This window comes from Streptomyces sp. NPDC021080 (genome assembly GCF_044333225.1).
Classification (GTDB): domain Bacteria; phylum Actinomycetota; class Actinomycetes; order Streptomycetales; family Streptomycetaceae; genus Streptomyces.
On record NZ_JBIRQM010000019.1, the window covers coordinates 22,911 to 40,152 of the forward strand.

At 71.1% G+C, this 17,242-nt stretch carries 13 protein-coding genes and 1 tRNA gene; 8 read left to right on the forward strand and 6 right to left on the reverse strand.

Translation table 11 applies throughout. The annotated features are described in order from the left end of the window. Window positions 1–218: 218 nt before the first annotated feature. Window positions 219–452, reverse strand: coding sequence for a chaplin ChpH (gene chpH, locus ACH4S8_RS36385; RefSeq protein ID WP_392969266.1), 234 nt, complete (start codon window positions 450–452; stop codon window positions 219–221). A gap of 237 nt (window positions 453–689) precedes the next feature. Then, complete coding sequence (locus ACH4S8_RS36390; protein WP_398401953.1) at window positions 690–2,015, reverse strand: M20/M25/M40 family metallo-hydrolase; 1,326 nt, start codon at window positions 2,013–2,015, stop codon at window positions 690–692. Window positions 2,016–2,203: 188 nt separating this feature from the next. Here ACH4S8_RS36390 and ACH4S8_RS36395 point away from each other — a divergent pair. From ACH4S8_RS36395 to ACH4S8_RS36420, 6 genes are all read left to right on the forward strand, one after another. Next, window positions 2,204–2,291, forward strand: a tRNA-Leu gene (locus ACH4S8_RS36395). A 338-nt stretch (window positions 2,292–2,629) separates the two neighbouring features. After that, window positions 2,630–3,658: a glycoside hydrolase family 11 protein gene (locus tag ACH4S8_RS36400; protein ID WP_398401955.1), complete on the forward strand. Its 1,029-nt coding sequence runs from the start codon at window positions 2,630–2,632 to the stop codon at window positions 3,656–3,658. Window positions 3,659–3,692: 34 nt separating this feature from the next. Then, window positions 3,693–4,700: a polysaccharide deacetylase family protein gene (locus ACH4S8_RS36405; RefSeq protein WP_398401957.1), complete on the forward strand. Its 1,008-nt coding sequence runs from the start codon at window positions 3,693–3,695 to the stop codon at window positions 4,698–4,700. Window positions 4,701–5,038: 338 nt separating this feature from the next. Next, complete coding sequence (locus ACH4S8_RS36410) at window positions 5,039–8,914, forward strand: Pls/PosA family non-ribosomal peptide synthetase (protein ID WP_398401959.1); 3,876 nt, start codon at window positions 5,039–5,041, stop codon at window positions 8,912–8,914. A 73-nt stretch (window positions 8,915–8,987) separates the two neighbouring features. Continuing rightward, window positions 8,988–10,415, forward strand: a complete 1,428-nt coding sequence (locus tag ACH4S8_RS36415) for a M1 family metallopeptidase (protein WP_398401961.1) — start codon at window positions 8,988–8,990, stop codon at window positions 10,413–10,415. 4 nt (window positions 10,416–10,419) lie between these two features. Further along, a complete protein-coding gene (locus tag ACH4S8_RS36420; RefSeq protein WP_398401963.1) occupies window positions 10,420–10,794 on the forward strand; it encodes a YchJ family protein in 375 nt (124 codons plus the stop codon). A gap of 74 nt (window positions 10,795–10,868) precedes the next feature. On the opposite strand, the gene ACH4S8_RS36425 is transcribed toward ACH4S8_RS36420, so the two are convergent. Next, window positions 10,869–11,570: a FadR/GntR family transcriptional regulator gene (locus tag ACH4S8_RS36425; RefSeq protein WP_398401965.1), complete on the reverse strand. Its 702-nt coding sequence runs from the start codon at window positions 11,568–11,570 to the stop codon at window positions 10,869–10,871. A 130-nt stretch (window positions 11,571–11,700) separates the two neighbouring features. On the opposite strand from ACH4S8_RS36425, the gene ACH4S8_RS36430 reads away from it, so the two are divergent. Together ACH4S8_RS36430 and ACH4S8_RS36435 are read left to right on the forward strand one after the other, a co-directional pair. Next, the gene (locus tag ACH4S8_RS36430; RefSeq protein WP_398402222.1) at window positions 11,701–12,228 is read left to right on the forward strand and encodes a gluconokinase; all 528 of its coding nucleotides are present in this window, start codon (window positions 11,701–11,703) and stop codon (window positions 12,226–12,228) included. Window positions 12,229–12,402: 174 nt separating this feature from the next. Continuing rightward, window positions 12,403–13,800, forward strand: coding sequence for a gluconate:H+ symporter (locus ACH4S8_RS36435; RefSeq protein WP_398401967.1), 1,398 nt, complete (start codon window positions 12,403–12,405; stop codon window positions 13,798–13,800). 151 nt (window positions 13,801–13,951) lie between these two features. Here ACH4S8_RS36435 and ACH4S8_RS36440 read toward each other — a convergent pair whose 3' ends face one another. From ACH4S8_RS36440 to ACH4S8_RS36450, 3 genes are all read right to left on the reverse strand, one after another. Continuing rightward, window positions 13,952–14,587, reverse strand: coding sequence for a cytochrome b/b6 domain-containing protein (locus ACH4S8_RS36440; protein ID WP_398401969.1), 636 nt, complete (start codon window positions 14,585–14,587; stop codon window positions 13,952–13,954). Continuing rightward, on the reverse strand, window positions 14,571–15,260 hold the full coding sequence (locus ACH4S8_RS36445; protein ID WP_398402224.1) for a molybdopterin-dependent oxidoreductase: 690 nt from the start codon (window positions 15,258–15,260) through the stop codon (window positions 14,571–14,573). Before ACH4S8_RS36445 ends, ACH4S8_RS36440 begins: the two co-directional genes overlap by 17 nt. A 384-nt stretch (window positions 15,261–15,644) precedes the next feature. Next, window positions 15,645–17,210 carry an APC family permease gene (locus tag ACH4S8_RS36450; RefSeq protein WP_398401971.1) on the reverse strand — a complete coding sequence of 522 codons (1,566 nt, stop codon included), beginning with the start codon at window positions 17,208–17,210 and terminating at the stop codon, window positions 15,645–15,647. Between the last annotated feature and the right edge of the window lie 32 nt (window positions 17,211–17,242).

Genomic DNA, 17,242 nt, shown 5'->3' on the forward strand with positions numbered 1-17,242 from the left:
GACGTGGACCAACGGTCCTTGGAACGTGGACCGTCGAGAACACGCGCACGCCGCGGGACGTGCGCGGGGAAGCCGGTCGGCCCCGGAGCGCATGGCGCGCACTCCGGGGCGGACGAGCTCGGGCCTTCACGAAGTGACCCTCACGAGAGGACCCGAAGCGACCCTCGTGGGAGAACCCACGGGTCGCATGGGTCCCTCTCATGGGATGAGGCGCAACGTCAGTGGTTGAAGCAGGTGTTGCCGAAGGCGGGGTTCAGCAGCCCGATCACGGAGACCGTGTTGCCGCAGACGTTCACGGGAACGTGGACGGGCACCTGAACGACGTTGCCGGAGGCGACGCCCGGGGACTGCACAGCGGCACCCTGGGCACCCGAGTCGGCGACGGCCAGACCCGCACCCGCGAGAACCAGACCACCCGTGGCGGCCGCGGCGGCGACAATCTTCTTGATCATTATTCCTCCTGATGGGCAAATGCGGTCCAAAGCAGCGGATCGCAACACCTGTAACGAGGAGGGAGTACTAGAGCTATGGGCTTATGGTCGCATTCACCCATTGCGGGCGATCCCCGCACGCGCGGGCGAATGCGGGCGTCAACACCGCACCGCCCGGCGTCGACACGCCGCATCCGCCCGGCGGTGCGGCCCCCGGCCGGCCGGGGGCCGCACCGGGGACGCACCTCCGGTCGCGGGTCACGAAGCGTCGATGAACCGGTCCAGCACCCGCACGCCGAACTGCAGTGCGTCCACCGGCACCCGCTCGTCGACCCCGTGGAACATGCCCGCGAAGTCCAGCTCCGGGGGCAGCTTCAGCGGGGCGAAACCGAAGCAGCGGATACCGAGATCGGCGAAGGACTTGGCGTCGGTGCCGGCCGAGAGCATGTAGGGCACGGCACGCGCGATCGGGTCCTCGGCCGAGAGCGCGGTCTGCATGGCGTCGACGAGGGCACCGTCGAAGCCGGTCTCCAGCGCCTTGTCCGCGTGCACGTCCTCGCGCTTGACCCGGGGGCCGAGGATCCGGTCGAGGTCGGCGAGGAACTCCTCCTCGTAGCCCGGCAGGAAGCGGCCGTCGACATGCGCGGTGGCCTGCCCGGGGATGACGTTGACCTTGTAACCGGCGCCCAGCTGGGTCGGGTTGGCGGTGTTCTGCAGGGAGGCGCCGATGAGCTTGGCGATGCCGCCGAGCTTGGCGAGCGTCTCGTCCATGTTCTCGGGGTCCAGCTCGGTGCCCAGGGCGTCGCCGAGTTCGTCGAGGAAGTGCCGCAGGGTCTTGGTCACGCGCACCGGGAACTTGTGCCGGCCGAGCCGCCCGACGGCCTCGGACAGCTCGGTGATCGCATTGTCCCTGTGGATCATCGAACCGTGCCCGGCGGTGCCGTCCACGGTCAGCTTCATCCAGTGCATGCCCTTCTGCGCGGTCTCGACGAGGTACAGCCGCAGCTTCTCGTTGACCGTGAAGGAGAACCCTCCGACCTCGCCGATCGCCTCGGTGACGCCCTCGAAGAGGTCCGGGTGCTTGTCGACCAGGTGCCGGGCGCCGAACGTGCCGCCCGCCTCCTCGTCCGCGAGGAAGGCGAGGACGATGTCGCGCGGGGGCTTGCGGCCGCTGCGCATCCGCTCCCGTACGACCGCCAGGGTCATGGCGTCCATGTCCTTCATGTCGACCGCGCCCCGGCCCCAGACCATCCCGTCGGCGATCTCGCCGGAGAAGGGGTGGTGGGTCCAGTCCGCCGCGTTGGCCGGTACTACATCGGTGTGGCCATGGATGAGCAGCGCGGGCCGCGAGGGGTCCTCCCCCTCGATGCGGGCCACGGTGGAGGCGCGGCCCTTGTGCGACTCGAAGACCTGCGGTTCGAGGCCGACCTCGGCGAGCTTCTCGGCGACGTACTCCGCGGCCTTGCGCTCGCCCGGGCCCGAGTGGTCCCCGTAGTTGCTGGTGTCGATCCGGATCAGCTCACGACAGAGGTCCACGACCTCGTCCTCGCCCGTGACGTTCCTGGTCGTGCCGCTCTCGCTCACGCCGCTTCCTCCCGCTGTCGCCGCTGGTGGTCCCCCTCATCCTCTCTCCGACCCGCCCTCCTGCCCAAGGGCGGCCCCGGCCCCGCCACACACACTTCACGCCGCGACGGGGGGTGATCGGGGAGCCCTCGAAAGCCTGGTAATGTTTCACCTGTCGCCGCGAGGGAAGCCCCGCGCGACAGACACCTGTCCGGGTGGCGGAATGGCAGACGCGCTAGCTTGAGGTGCTAGTGCCCTTTATCGGGCGTGGGGGTTCAAGTCCCCCCTCGGACACCAGCTGGGACCCCACTTCGGTGGGGTCTTTTGCATGTCCGGGCCGCGACGCACTCACTCACGCTCGAGCCCGACTCCCGTCGAACGATTCGAGAAGGCTTCGAAACTTTCGATGAATCAAAGACCCTTCTCGATCTTGTCGCGCACACAGTCGACGATCGCTCATTTCAAGCTGACCCTTTCGGCTCGCCTGAGCTGGCACAACACCCATCCATCCCATTGCCAGCTCCGGCGAATGTTTCGCCCATGGCGTCGAAAGTATTGACACTTGACAGGGCCGGTTCAACACTGTGGGCGATTCGCAGCGCGCCACCTCACGAGGACGAGGAGGAAACACGCACATGATCGACGCACCCGCACACCCGCCGAGCCGCCGTAGCGGTCGCTCCGGGACGTTCCGTCGCTTCAGGCTGCTCATCAGCGGTGTCTGCACCATGCTGCTGGTCGCCGTGGCCGCGATGACCCTGCCCGGCACGGCACAGGCCGGCACGGTCATCACCTCGAACCAGACCGGCACCGACAACGGGTACTACTACTCGTTCTGGACCGACAGCAGCGGCACGGTGTCCATGAACCTGGGCTCCGGCGGCAACTACAGCACCTCGTGGAGCAACACCGGGAACTTCGTCGCGGGCAAGGGCTGGAGCAACGGCGGACGCCGGAGCGTGACCTACTCGGGGTCCTTCAACCCGTCCGGCAACGCCTACCTGTCCCTCTACGGGTGGACCTCCAACCCGCTCGTCGAGTACTACATCGTCGACAACTGGGGCACCTATCGGCCCACCGGAACGTTCATGGGCACCGTCACCAGCGACGGCGGCACGTACGACATCTACAAGACGACGCGCACCAACGCCCCCTCCGTCGAGGGCACCCGCACCTTCGACCAGTACTGGAGCGTCCGCCAGTCGAAGCGGACCGGCGGGACCATCACGACCGGCAACCACTTCGACGCCTGGGCCCGCGCCGGCATGAACCTGGGCAGCTTCAACTACTACATGATCCTCGCCACCGAGGGTTACCAGAGCAGCGGGAACTCCAACATCACCGTCGGCGACGCCGGATCGGGCGGCGGGTCCGGCGGCGGCTCTGGCGGCGGCTCCGGCGGGTGCGCCGCGACCCTGTCGGCCGGCCAGCAGTGGAGCGACCGGTACAACCTCAACGTCGCCGTCACCGGCTCCAGCAACTGGACCGTGACGATGAACGTACCGTCCCCGGCGAAGATCCTCTCGACCTGGAACATCAGCGCGAGCTACCCCAGCGCCCAGGTCCTGACCGCGAAACCCAACGGCAGCGGCAACAACTTCGGCGTCACCGTCCAGGCCAACGGCAACTGGACCTGGCCCACGGTCTCCTGCACCGCGAGCTGACCCCCGCCCCCACCAGGCCGAAGGAACACTTCGCATGAGATTCCGCACCAGATTCGGACCACTCGGCTCGTTACGCACGCTCGTCACGGGACTGGCCGTCGTGGCGACGGCCGCCGCGGGCACCCTCGCCCTCGACACCGGACCGGCGCGGGCCGCCACCTGCAACGGGTACGTCGGACTCACCTTCGACGACGGGCCGTCCAGCACCACGTCGAGCCTGCTCAACGCCCTCAAGCAGAACGGGCTGCGGGCCACGATGTTCAACGAGGGCCAGTACGCGGCGTCCAGCCCCGCCCAGGTGCGGGCCCAGGTCGACGCGGGCATGTGGGTGGGCAACCACAGCTACACCCATCCGCATCTCACCCAGGAGAGCCAGGCCCAGATCGACTCGGAGATCTCCCGGACCCAGCAGGCCATCGCCGGCGCCGGCGGCGGCACCCCGAAACTGTTCCGCCCGCCGTACGGGGAGACCAACGCGACGCTGAAGTCGGTCGAGGCCAAGTACGGCCTGACCGAGATCATCTGGGACGTCGACTCGCAGGACTGGAACGGCGCGAGCACCGACGCGATCGTGCAGGCGGCCGGCCGGCTCACCAACGGCCAGATCATCCTCATGCACGACTGGCCGGCCAACACGATCGCCGCGATCCCGCGCATCGCGCAGGGGCTGGCCTCCCGCGGCCTGTGCGCCGGGATGATCTCCCCGGGGACCGGCCGCGCCGTGGCTCCCGACGGCGGCACGGGTGGCGGCGGTGGCGGTGGCGGTGGCGGTGGCGGCGGGTGTACCGCGACGTTGTCGGCCGGCCAGCAGTGGAGCGACCGGTACAACCTCAACGTCGCCGTCACCGGATCGAGCAACTGGACCGTGACCATGAACGTCCCCGCTCCCGAGAAGATCCTCTCGACCTGGAACACCAGCGCGAGCTACCCCAGCGCCCAGGTCCTGACGGCCAGGCCCAACGGCAACGGCAACACCTTCGGCGTCACCATTCAGACCAACGGCACGTGGACGTGGCCGACGGTCTCCTGCGCCGCGGGCTGACCCGGCGGGACCGCACCGAGGAACAGTGCCGCCCCGCGTCACCCCGTACGACCGGCGAGGGCCCCGATCACCGTTTCGGGGCCCTCGCTCACTGTGTTCACGGCGTCACGCAAAGATGTGGGGCAGATCTCGTCACGCTGACGTATTCCCACGTCACAGCGCTGGAGGAGAGGGCCGGAAGAGCCTCTCGGGAGCGCCTCGCATCGCTGATCCCCAGGTCCGAAGCTAGCGTCGTACTAAAATTGCAGGCTTGTTCGGAGCTGGACCGGAATATCCCCAGGCGTACCTGCGGGCCCACCGGCTCCCCGGAGCATCCGGGAACAACACGTGAGGACCCGATGGCAGCCCTCCAGCAAAGCCCCGCACTCGCGCTGTCCGACGACGAGGTGCGTGCGGAGTTCGGTGTCCAGGCGCGCTTCTCCGCCGCCTCGGCCGCCTCGCCGCGCACGCTCGTCGACATCCTCGACGCCTCCGTACGGGCCCACCCCGACGAGCCCGCCCTCGACGACGGCCGGCGCGCCCTCACCTACCGGGCCCTGGCCGCCGAGGTGGACGCCGTGCGGTCGCGGCTCGCGGAGGCCGGGGTCGGTCTCGGCGACCGGGTCGGTGTGCGGGTCCCGTCCGGCACGAACGAGCTGTACGTGGCGATCCTCGGCGTCCTCGCGGCCGGAGCCGCCTATGTCCCGGTGGACGCCGAGGACCCCGACGAGCGGGCCGAGCTGGTCTTCTCCGAGGCCGGGGTGCGCGCGGTCGTCGGCGCCGGGCACGAGCTGACCGTCCACGGCCGCTCCGAGGTCCCGGCCGGGCGGCCGGGCGTCGAGCACGACGCGTGGATCATCTTCACCTCGGGTTCCACCGGAAAGCCCAAGGGCGTCGCCGTGAGCCACCGCAGCGCCGCCGCCTTCGTGGACGCGGAGGCGGACCTGTTCCTGGCCGAGGAACCGATCGGCCCCGGCGACCGGGTCATGGCGGGCCTGTCCGTCGCCTTCGACGCCTCCTGCGAGGAGATGTGGCTGGCCTGGCGGTACGGGGCCTGCCTGGTGCCGGTGCCGCGCTCCCAGGTGCGCAGCGGCGCCGATCTCGGCCCCTGGCTGGTCGAGCAGGAGATCACCGTCGTCTCCACCGTGCCCACCCTCGCCGCACTGTGGGAGCCCGAGACCCTGAACGAGGTCCGGCTGCTGATCTTCGGCGGCGAGGCCTGCCCGCCCGAGCTGACCCAGCGCCTGGTGACCGAGGGCCGGGAGGTGTGGAACACCTACGGGCCGACCGAGGCGACCGTCGTGGCCTGCGCCTCGCTGCTGACCGGCGACGAGCCCATCCGTATCGGGCTGCCGCTGAACGGCTGGGAGCTCGCGGTCGTCGACGAGGCGGGCGAGCCGGTGCCGATGGGCGGCAGCGGCCAGCTGGTGATCGGCGGGGTCGGACTCGCCCGCTATCTCGACGCGGAGAAGGACGCCGAGAAGTACGCGCCGCTCACGTCGCTGGGCTGGGAGCGGGCGTACCGCAGCGGTGACCTGGTGAAGGCCGAACCCGAGGGGCTGATCTTCCTCGGGCGGGCCGACGAGCAGATCAAGCTCGGCGGGCGCCGGATCGAGCTCGGCGAGGTGGACGCGGCGCTGCAGGCACTGCCCGGGGTCGCGGGCGCCGCGGCCGCGGTACGGACCGCGCGCGGCGGCAATCAGCTGCTCGTCGGTTACGTCGTCACCCAGGACGGCTGGGACCGGGCGGCCGCGGTCGAGAAGCTGCGTGCCGAACTGCCCGCCGCACTGGTTCCGCTGATCGCGCCGGTCGATGACCTGCCGACCCGGACGTCCGGCAAGGTCGACCGCAACGCGCTGCCCTGGCCGCTGGAGGGCCTGGAGACCGGCGGTGCCAAGGAGGAGCTGTACGGCACCGAGGCCTGGCTCGCCGAGCAGTGGAGCGAGGTGCTGGGCACCCCCGTCGGGGGCGCCGGCGACGACTTCTTCGCGATCGGCGGTTCCAGTCTGGCGGCCGCCCAGCTCACCACGAGACTGCGCTCCCGCTATCCGAACGCGGCCGTGCTCGACATCTATCAGCAGCCCGCGCTGCGCAAGCTGGCCCGGTATCTGGAGCGGTCCGGCCAGGACGACGGCGCCGAGCGGGTCGTCGCACCGGTCCCGGTGCGCGCCAAGCTGATCCAGCTGCTCGTGCTGGTCCCGCTGTTCGCCCTGCTCGGACTGCGCTGGACGGTGTCGCTGGCCGCCCTCGGCAACGTACTGCACCGGTTCGGCCCGTATCCGTGGGCGCCGGGCGCCTCGTGGTGGCTGGTGGGCGCCGGCGCGCTCGTTCTGTACAGCCCGCCGGGGCGGCTCGCCGTCGCCGCGGGCGGTGCGCGACTGCTGCTGCGCGGTGTCGGGCCCGGCCGGTACCCGCGCGGCGGGAGTGTCCATCTGCGGCTGTGGACGGCCGAGCGGCTCGCCGCCTTCAGCGGGGCGACCTCGCTGACCGGGTCCTGGCTGGAGCGGTACGCGCGTGCCCTGGGCGCCCGGATCGGTCCGGACGTGGATCTGCACTCGCTGCCGCCGGTGACCGGCATGCTCAAGATGGGCCGGGGTGCCGCCGTCGAGTCGGAGGTGGACCTGTCGGGGTACTGGCTGGACGGTGACCGGCTGGAGATCGGTGCGGTCAAGGTGGGCGCCGGTGCCGTGGTCGGCACGCGCAGCGTCCTCTTCCCCGGCTCCCGGGTGGGCAAGCGCGCCGAGGTGGCGCCGGGGTCCGCCGTGGCGGGCCAGGTCCCGACGGGGCAGCGCTGGGCCGGGGCGCCCGCGGTCAAGCTCGGGAAGGCCAAGCGCGCGTGGCCGAAGGACCGGCCGCAGCGCGGCACCTACTGGCGGGTGATGTACGGCGTGACCGGGCTCGGGCTGAGCGCGCTGCCGGTGCTGGCCGCGGCGGCCGCGCTGCTGGTGGTCCGGGTGTTCGTGGGCGCGGACGCCGGGCTCGGCGCGGCGCTGCGCGGTGCCTCGCTCGCCCTCGTTCCGGCGACGCTCGCGTTCGGTCTCGCGTACGCGCTGCTGCTCCTGGTGGCCGTGCGGCTGCTGAGTCTCGGGCTGCACGAGGGCACGCATCCGACGCACAGCCGGGTCGGCTGGCAGGCCTGGACGGTCACCCAGCTGATGGACCGCTCCCGGGAGACGCTGTTCCCGCTGTACGCCGGGCTGATCACGCCGGTGTGGCTGCGGCTCCTCGGCATGCGGGTCGGCCGGGGCGCCGAGGTGTCGACCGTGCTCGCGCTGCCGAGTCTGACGACGGTCGGCGACGGCGCGTTCCTCGCGGACGACACGCTGACGGCGCCGTACGAACTCGGTGGCGGCTGGATGCGCATCGGGCGGGCGGAGATCGGCCGGCGGGCCTTCCTCGGCAATTCCGGGATGACCGCTCCGGGCCGCAGTGTGCCGGACGGCGGTCTGGTCGGGGTGCTGTCGGCGACGCCGAAGAAGGCGAAGAAGGGCAGCTCGTATCTGGGGCTGCCGCCGATGAAGCTGCCGCGTGCGGCGCAGGGCGGCGACCAGAGCCGTACGTACGAGCCGCCGGCCCGGCTGCTGTGGGCGCGCGGCCTGGTGGAGCTGTGCCGTCTGGTGCCGGTGTTCTGCTCGGCGGCGCTGGCCGTGCTGACGGTCGCCGCGCTGTGTGCGCTGGGGCCGTGGGCGTGGGCGTTCTCGGGTGCGGTCGTGCTCGCCGCGGGTGTGCTCGCGTGCCTGGTCTCCGTCGTGGCGAAGTGGCTGCTGGTGGGCCGGCACCGTGCCGGTGAGCATCCGCTGTGGAGCGGTTTCGTGTGGCGCAACGAGCTGGCCGACACCTTCGTGGAGGTCGTCGCCGTGCCGTGGCTGGCGGGGTCCGTGCCCGGTACACCGCTGATGACGGCGTGGCTGCGGGGGCTCGGCGCCCGGATCGGGCGGGGCGCGTGGGTCGAGAGTTACTGGCTGCCGGAGTCGGACCTGGTGACGCTGGGCGACGCGGTGACGGTCAACCGGGGCTGTGTCCTGCAGACCCACCTCTTCCACGACCGGATCTTGCGGACGGATACTGTGGTCCTCCGTGAGGGCGCCACTCTGGGTCCGGGCGGAATCGTCCTGCCCGGCAGCACCGTCGGCGCCCGTTCCACTCTGGGTCCCGCGTCGCTGGTGATGGCGGCGGAGTCCGTTCCCGACGACACCCGCTGGCTGGGCAACCCGATCGAGGCCTGGCGTTCGTAGCAGAATTGACCTGATCGGCCAGGAAGGGCGGTACAGCGGGACGTCGAGCACAGGGCAGGGAGCAGTCGCAGCAGTGAGCGTTCAGCAGACAGCGGGACCGGACCCCTATTTCCCGGCCAACGGAGATTCCCGTTACCGGGTGCACCGGTACGAGCTCGCGCTGGACTACCGCCCCGGCCCGAACCGGCTGTCCGGCACCGCGCGGATCAACGCCATAGCGGGCCGTGCCGCGCTGACCGAGTTCCAGCTGAACCTGGCCGACTTCCGGATCGGCCGGGTCCGGGTCGACGGGAAGGCCCCGCACTACACGCACCGGGGCGGCCGGCTGCGGATCCGTCCGCCGAAGCCGCTGCGGGCCGGTGCCGCGTTCACCGTCGAGGTGCACTGGTCGGGCAATCCCAAGCCGGTCGGCAGTCCCTGGGGCGGGCTCGGCTGGGAGGAGCTGGAGGACGGGGCGCTGGTGGCGAGCCAGCCGGTCGGTTCGCCGTCCTGGTATCCGTGCAACGACCGGCCGGCCGACAAGGCCGCGTACCAGATCTCGGTCACCACGCCCTCCGCCTACGCGGTGGTGGCCGGCGGGCGTCTGCTGACGCGGACGACGAAGGCGTCGACCACGACCTGGGTGTACGAGCAGCCCGCGCCCACCTCCAGCTATCTGGTGGGCCTGTCGATCGGCAAGTACCAGACGGTGCTGCTCGGCGACCCGGGCCTCGGGGGCGTACCGCAGTCGGGGTATCTGCCCGCGCAGCTGCTCCCGGAGTTCTCCCGGGACTTCGCGCGGCAGCCCGCGATGATGGAGCTGTTCCAGAACCTGTTCGGGCCGTATCCGTTCGGCGAGTACGCGGTCGTGGTGACCGAGGAGGAGCTGGACGTCCCGGTCGAGGCGCAGGGTCTGTCGCTGTTCGGCGCCAATCATGTGGACGGGACGCGGGGTTCGGAGCGGCTGATCGCGCACGAGCTGGCGCACCAGTGGTTCGGCAACAGTGTGACCATCGCGGACTGGCGGCACATCTGGCTGAACGAGGGGCTCGCGAAGTACGCCGAGTGGCTGTGGTCGGAGCGCTCCGGTGGCCGCCCGGCGCGTCAGCTCGCCGCCGCCGCGCACCGCAAGCTGGCCGCGCTGCCGCGGGATCTGCTGCTGTCGGACCCGGGCCGCAAGCTGATGTTCGACGACCGGCTCTATCAGCGCGGCGGCCTCGTGGTGCACGCGATCCGCTGCGCGATGGGCGACGAGGCGTTCTTCCGCATGCTGCGCGGCTGGGCGACGCTGCACCGGGGCGGCACAGTCACCACGTCCGTCTTCACCGCGCACGTCTCGCGCTACGCGCCCGAGCCGCTGGACGATCTGTTCACGGCGTGGCTGTACGAGACGGCGCTGCCGCCGCTGCCGGAGGCCGCCCCGCAACTGCCTGAGCCCGCGCCGCGGTTGCCGGCCCGGCCCGCCTATCCGCCCACCTATCCGCCGCCGGGCGCGGACCCGGCCCGGGTCCGGGGAGAATGACGCGATGACCAGCCGTTCCTGCCCCTGCGGGCTCGCCGAGCCGTACGCGCGCTGCTGCGGGCGCTTCCATCGCGGCGAGGCCGCGGCGCCGAGTGCCGAGGCGCTCATGCGGTCCCGCTACTGCGCCTTCGTGAAGGAGGACGAGGGGTACCTGCTGCGCACCTGGCATCCGCGGACCCGGCCGGCCCGGGTGGAGTTCGACCCGGGGATGCGGTGGACCGGCCTGGAGATCCTGGACACGGGGCAGGGCTCGGCGTTCCACACCACGGGGACCGTGACGTTCCGGGCCTCCTACCGGGGCGGTTCGCTGCACGAGCGGAGCCGGTTCGAGCGGGTGGACGGGGCCTGGGTGTACGTGGACGGGGAGTTCCTCGACTGACGTTCCCGGACGCGCGACGACCGCCTGAACGCGGTCGGCGCGGGGTCCGGCGCGGGGATCGGCCGTACCGGCTGTCAGGGGGCCAGGACGTCCAGTTCCTGGAGCGCGCCGACCGTGATCTCGCGGGTGAGCTGCTCGGCGCGCCGGGCGTCGCCCTCGCGGACCGCCTCGGCGAGCTGGACGTGCAGGGTGACGGCGGCGGGGTCGGGATCCTCGAACATGACGTCGTGATGGGTGCGGCCGGACAGGACCTCCGCGACGACGTCCCCCAGGCGGGCGAACATCTCGTTGCCCGACGCCCTGAGGATCACCCGGTGGAAGGCGACGTCGTGGACGAGATACCCCTCCAGCTGGTGCCCGCGTGAGGTGGCGACCATGCCGAGCGCGCACTCGGTGAGCTCCGCGCACTGCTCGGCGGTGGCGTGCCGGGCGGCCAGTCCCGCGGCGACGGGCTCGATCGCCGAGCGCAGGACGGTGAGGGAACGCAGCTGGTGGGGGCGGTCGGCGCCGGCCAGCCGCCAGCGGATGACCTGGGGATCGTAGACGTTCCACTCGGACTTGGGGCGGACCGTCACGCCCACGCGGCGGCGGGACTCGACCAGGTACATGGATTCGAGCACCCGGACCGCCTCGCGCATCACGGAGCGGGACACCTCGAAGCGCTGCGCGAGCTCGTCGGTGCGCAGGACGCTCCCCGGCGGGTAGTCGCCCGCCGTGATCGCCGGCCCGAGGGTTTCCAGTACGTGCCCGTGCAGCCCCCGGCCCCGTGTGGTCATGGAGCCAGCGTACGAGGCCGACGTCCCGAATAAAAAGTCAGACTTATACATCACACACTCTTGTATTCGTCGTACCTAATGCGTTTCAGTGGCGTCTACATCAGATGTCGACGAAGACAGCGAGAACGTGATGCAGCACAGTCCCACCCCCCACGTCGTCGTGGTCATGGGCGTCGCGGGAACCGGGAAGACCACCATCGGCCCGTTGCTCGCGGCCCGGCTCGGCGTGCCCTACGCCGAGGGCGACGACTTCCACCCGCAGGCCAACATCGCCAAGATGTCGGCCGGGACGCCGCTGGCCGACGAGGACCGGTGGCCGTGGCTGGACTCCATCGGGCAGTGGGCGCACGACCGGGCCGGACTCGGCGGCGTGGTCAGCAGCTCGGCGCTCAAGCGCGTCTACCGGGACCGGCTGCGGGCGGCGGCGCCCGGGATCGTCTTCGTCCATCTGACCGGCACCCGTGAACTCATCGAGGACCGGATGTCGCACCGCACGGGGCACTTCATGCCCACGGCGCTCCTGGACTCGCAGTTCGCCACGCTCCAGCCGCTGGCGGCGGACGAGGCGGGCGTCGAGGTGGACGTGTCGGGCGGTCCCGCAGAGATCACCGAGCGGGCCGTGACGGCGCTCGACGCCCTCGAACCGACCCGGCGGTAGACCCCCGGCCTCAGGCGGTAGCGCCCCGGCCCCGGTTCCCCGGCCTCAGCACCCCGGGGCCCGGCGTCCTGCCCCGCACTCCCCTCCCCCGTACCGCGCACCTGTGACAACGCTGTCCAACCGCGACAGCGCACCACCTTCCCCGCGTCCGTTTTCTCAAGCAAGGGACCAACCGTGACCAGACTCAGTGTCGAGATGCTGGCAGCGGACACCGTCGAACCGATCACCTCGGCGGGCCACGCTCGACTGGGCATAGCCGTGCTGCTGGGCATAGCCGTCATCGTCCTGCTCATCACCCGGTTCAAGCTGCACGCCTTCCTCGCCCTGACCATCGGCTCGCTGGCCCTCGGCGCGTTCGCCGGGGCCCCGCTCGACAAGGTCATCGTCAGCTTCACCACCGGACTCGGCTCGACCGTGGCCGGTGTGGGTGTCCTGATCGCCCTCGGCGCGATCCTCGGCAAGCTGCTCGCCGACTCGGGCGGCGCCGACCAGATCGTCGACACGATCCTCGCCAGGGCGGGCGGGCGCGCCATGCCGTGGGCGATGGTGCTGATCGCCTCGGTGATCGGTCTGCCGCTGTTCTTCGAGGTCGGCATCGTGCTGCTGATCCCGGTGGTCCTGATGGTCGCCAAGCGCGGCAACTACTCGCTGATGCGGATCGGCATCCCGGCGCTCGCGGGCCTGTCGGTGATGCACGGTCTGATCCCGCCGCACCCCGGTCCGCTGGTCGCGATCGACGCGGTGAAGGCGAACCTCGGCATCACCCTCGCCCTCGGTGTCCTGGTCGCGATCCCGACGGTGATCGTCGCCGGCCCGGTGTTCTCGCGGTACGCGGCCCGCTGGGTGGACGTGCAGGCCCCCGACCGGATGGTCCCGGCGCGCGCCTCGGAGGACCTGGAGAAGCGTCCGAGCTTCGGCGCGACCCTCGCCACCATGCTGCTGCCGGTGGCGCTGATGCTGGCCAAGGCTCTGGTGGACATCGTCGTCGACGACCCGGCGGACCCGACCCAGCGCGTCTTCGACGTCGTCGGAGCGCCGCTGATCGCGCTGCTCGCGGCCGTGATCGTGGGCATGTTCACCCTGGGCCGGGCGGCGGGCTTCACCAGGGACCGCATCTCGACGACCGTCGAGAAGTCCCTCGCGCCCATCGCCGGCATCCTGCTCATCGTCGGCGCGGGCGGCGGCTTCAAGCAGACGCTGATCGACTCCGGTGTGGGTCGGATGATCCTGGAGATCTCCGAGGACTGGTCGATCCCCGCGCTGCTGCTGGCCTGGCTGATCGCGGTGGCGATCCGGCTCGCGACCGGTTCGGCGACCGTCGCCACCATCTCGGCGGCCGGTCTGGTCGCGCCCCTCGCGGCCGACATGTCGACCACCCACACCTCCCTGCTCGTCCTCGCGATCGGCGCGGGCTCGCTCTTCTTCAGCCATGTCAACGACGCCGGCTTCTGGCTGGTGAAGGAGTACTTCGGCCTGGACGTCGGCCAGACGGTGAAGACCTGGTCCGTCATGGAGACGATCATCTCGGTGGTGGCCGGAGCACTGGTGCTGCTGCTGTCCCTCGTCATCTAGGCGCGTCATCCGGACAGTTGCTCCGCCAGGCCGTTCCTGTCACGGCCACGCCTGTTCACGGCCGTACCTGTCACGGCCGTGACGCGAGCGGGCCGCGGGGAGAACCGAACCCGGTTCTCCCCGCGGCCCGTTCGTCGTCGCCGGCGCGTGCTCACGGCCGCCACAGCGGATGCTCGCGATCGGCCCACCGGCGGCTCACCGATCCCGTGCGCAGGCCCCGCCGGGCCTCCGGATCGGCCATCGCCATACCGATGTGCCCCCCGAGGACGATGCCGACGGTGAGGGCGAGCCAGTCGTGGACGAAGGTCGCCGAGGTGCGCCACATCAGCGGGGTGAGGTGGGTGAACCACATCAGCAGACCGGTGCCCATCATCACCAGCGTGGCCCCGGCGATCCAGGCGGCGTAGATCTTCTGCCCGGCGTTGAACTTGCCCGCCGGACGGGACTGCGGGTCCTTGTCGCGGCGCAGTGCCGAGCGCAGCCACACCCGGTCGTGCGGGCCGAAGCGGTTCAGGAAGCCCAGGTCGCGGCGGAACGCGCGGGAGGCGAGGCCCGCGAGGACCGGCAGCGGAAGCATCACCCCGGCCACCTCGTGGACCCGGACGACGAGTTCGCGGCGGCCCACGAGTTCGGCGAACTGGGGGATGTAGAGGCAGGCCGCGGTGGCCACGCACACACCCATCAGCGCCGCGGTGACACGGTGGACCCAGTGCTCGGCGCGGGTGAAACGCCGTACGTGGGAGGAGTGCGCGGACACGGCCGGCCTCTCGTCAGCTCGTGGGTTCATCGTCGCGTCCGTTCGAACGGCCGACCCAGGCGTCGACGTCGTACCCCCGGTTCTCCCAGTACCCGGGACGGACGTCCTTGGTGACCGTGATGCCGGAGAGCCACTTGGCGGATTTGTAGAAGTACATCGGGGCCACGTAGAGCCGGACGGGGCCGCCGTGGTTGTGGCCGACGGGCTTGTCCTGCATGCGCAGGGCCACCAGGACGTCCGGGCGGTAGGCCTGGCGCAGGCTGAGGCTCTCCGTGTACGTCCCGTCGAAGCAGGTGAAGCGGATCGCCCCGGCCGAGGGTCGCACTCCGGCGGCGTCGAGCAGGTGCGCCAGGCGTACGCCCTCGAAGGGGGTGCTCGGAACCCGCCAGCCGGTGACGCACTGGACGTCGTGCACCAGACGGGTCTGGGGCAGGGCACGCAGGTCGGCGAGGGTGTATTCGGTGGGGTGGTCGACCAGGCCGTCGACGGTGAGACGGTAGTTCGTCTCGTTCTTGTGGGGGACGGAGGCGGCCACCGAGTAGTAGCGGAATCCGCCGCCGTTGGGCAGCAGTCCCGTCAGACCCGTGGGGTCGCGCTGGGAGGCGCCGGCGAGGAAGGCGTCCGTCGCGCGCTGGAGCGTGGGCGCGGCCAGCACGCCGAGGGCGCCGAGTCCGAGCGTGCCGAGCAGGACCCGGCGGCCGATGGGCCTGCCGCCCTCGCCGGACGCCTCGTGTTCCCCGGACGCCTGGTGTTCGCCGGGTTCCTCGGATCCCCCGGATTCCGCGCGGAGGTCACCGGCCTCGCGGCCGTCCCGGACGTCACGGCGTCCGTGCTCTCCGTGCTCTCCGCGGCCTTCACCGTCTCCGCGTTCTCCGCGGTCTTGCGGAGAACGCGGTTCGGGCCGTTCCGGTTCGCGGGGCTCCGGTCGCTCCGGGTCCGGTTCCCCGGGCCTTTCAGTGTTCACCCCTTGATTCGAGCACCCGCGGCCCCCAAAAAGCCAGCGGCGGCGGGTGCTCGTCAGCGTTCCGTCATTTCTTCTTACCAACGGTCCGGGATCATCGGCTCCGAAGAGGACGGCGGGGCCGCATCAGGAGGCGGACTCGGCCGCCTTGTCCAACTGGAACGCCTCGTTGCCGAGGCCGATCCGGGCGTGCGCCTCGGGCTTGCGGGAGCGCATCACCAGCCCCTGGACCAGTCCGGCGACCAGTGCCGCCCCGATGACGGCGGGCAGCAGCACGTTCAGGGCGGATTCGGGGCCCGAGCCGACGAGCACGTCGAAGTCCTTGACCGTGTAGACCGCGATGACGAGCAGGGCGAGGCCCGCGAGCGCCGAGGTGACCAGGCGCCAGGACTGGGCGCGGGCCGCGCCGCGGCGGACGAAGAACACGATGACCGAGAGCGAGGCGGCCGCCATCAGGAGGGTGACGCCGAGCGCTCCGACGTTGCCGCCCCAGGTGAACAGCCGGAGCACGGACGCGGTCGGGTCGCCGGTCGGCTTGTCGTCGGACAGGGCGAAGCCGCCGACCACGACCAGGGAGACGACGGTGTGCAGGAGCGAGCCGGTACCGGGGGCGCCGCTGGCCTCGGAGGTCCGGCCGAAGGCGCTGGGCAGCAGGCCCTCGCGGCCCATGGCGAAGGCGTACCGGGCGACGACGTTGTGGAAGCTGAGCAGCGCCGCGAACATGCCGGTCACGAACAGCACGTGCAGGACGTCGGTGAACGTGGAGCCGAGGCGTGACTCGGTGAGGAAGAACAGCAGCCCGGCGCTCTGCTTCTGGGACGTGCCCACGATCGCGGCGGGTCCGGTGGCGACGGTGAGCGCCCAGGAACTGATCGCGAAGAAGACGGCGACGAATCCGATCGCCAGGAACATCACGCGCGGCACGAGGATGTGCGGGCGGCTGGTCTCCTCGGCGTACACCGGGGCCTGTTCGAAGCCGGTGAAGGCCGCGATGCAGAAGCACAGCGCGGTGCCGACGCCCGCTCCGGTGAGGGTGTCCGGGTTGAAGGCGTGCAGCGACAGGCCGGCCTTGGCGGGGTCGCCGACGGCCGCGATGTCGAAGACGACGACGAGGGTCACCTCGATGACCAGCAGCACGCCGAGCACCCAGGCGTTGACGTCGATCTTGAGCCAGGCCAGCGCGCCCACGACGATGACGGCGGCCAGCGCCGGTATCCACCACACGACTTCGGTGTGGAGGTAGGTGGCGCACAGTCCGGAGACCTCGAAGCCGAAGAGGCCGTAGATGCCGACCTGGAGCGCGCTGTAGGCGACGAGGGCGACCGCGGCGGCCCCCGCTCCGAAGGTGCCGCCGAGCCCGCGCGAGATGTACGCGTAGAAGGCGCCCGCGTTGTGGACGTGCCGGCTCATCTCGGCGTACCCGATGCTGAAGAGCACGAGGACGATGCCGAGGATGACGAAGAGCAGCGGCTGCCCGACGATACCCATCACCGCGAATGTAGTGGGCATGACACCCGCGACCACCATGAGCGGGGCGGTCGCCGCGAGGACGGACAGCAGCAGACCCGCCGTGCCCAGCCGGCCGGCGCGCAGGGCCCGGTCCTGCCCCTTGAACGTGCTGATGCCGGCGCCGTCGGCGTCCGGTCTTCCCGTGCTCGACGTACTCGGTGTGCTCGAACTGCCCGTCGTCATCGCGGGGTCGTCCTTTCGGATGTCGGTCTTCG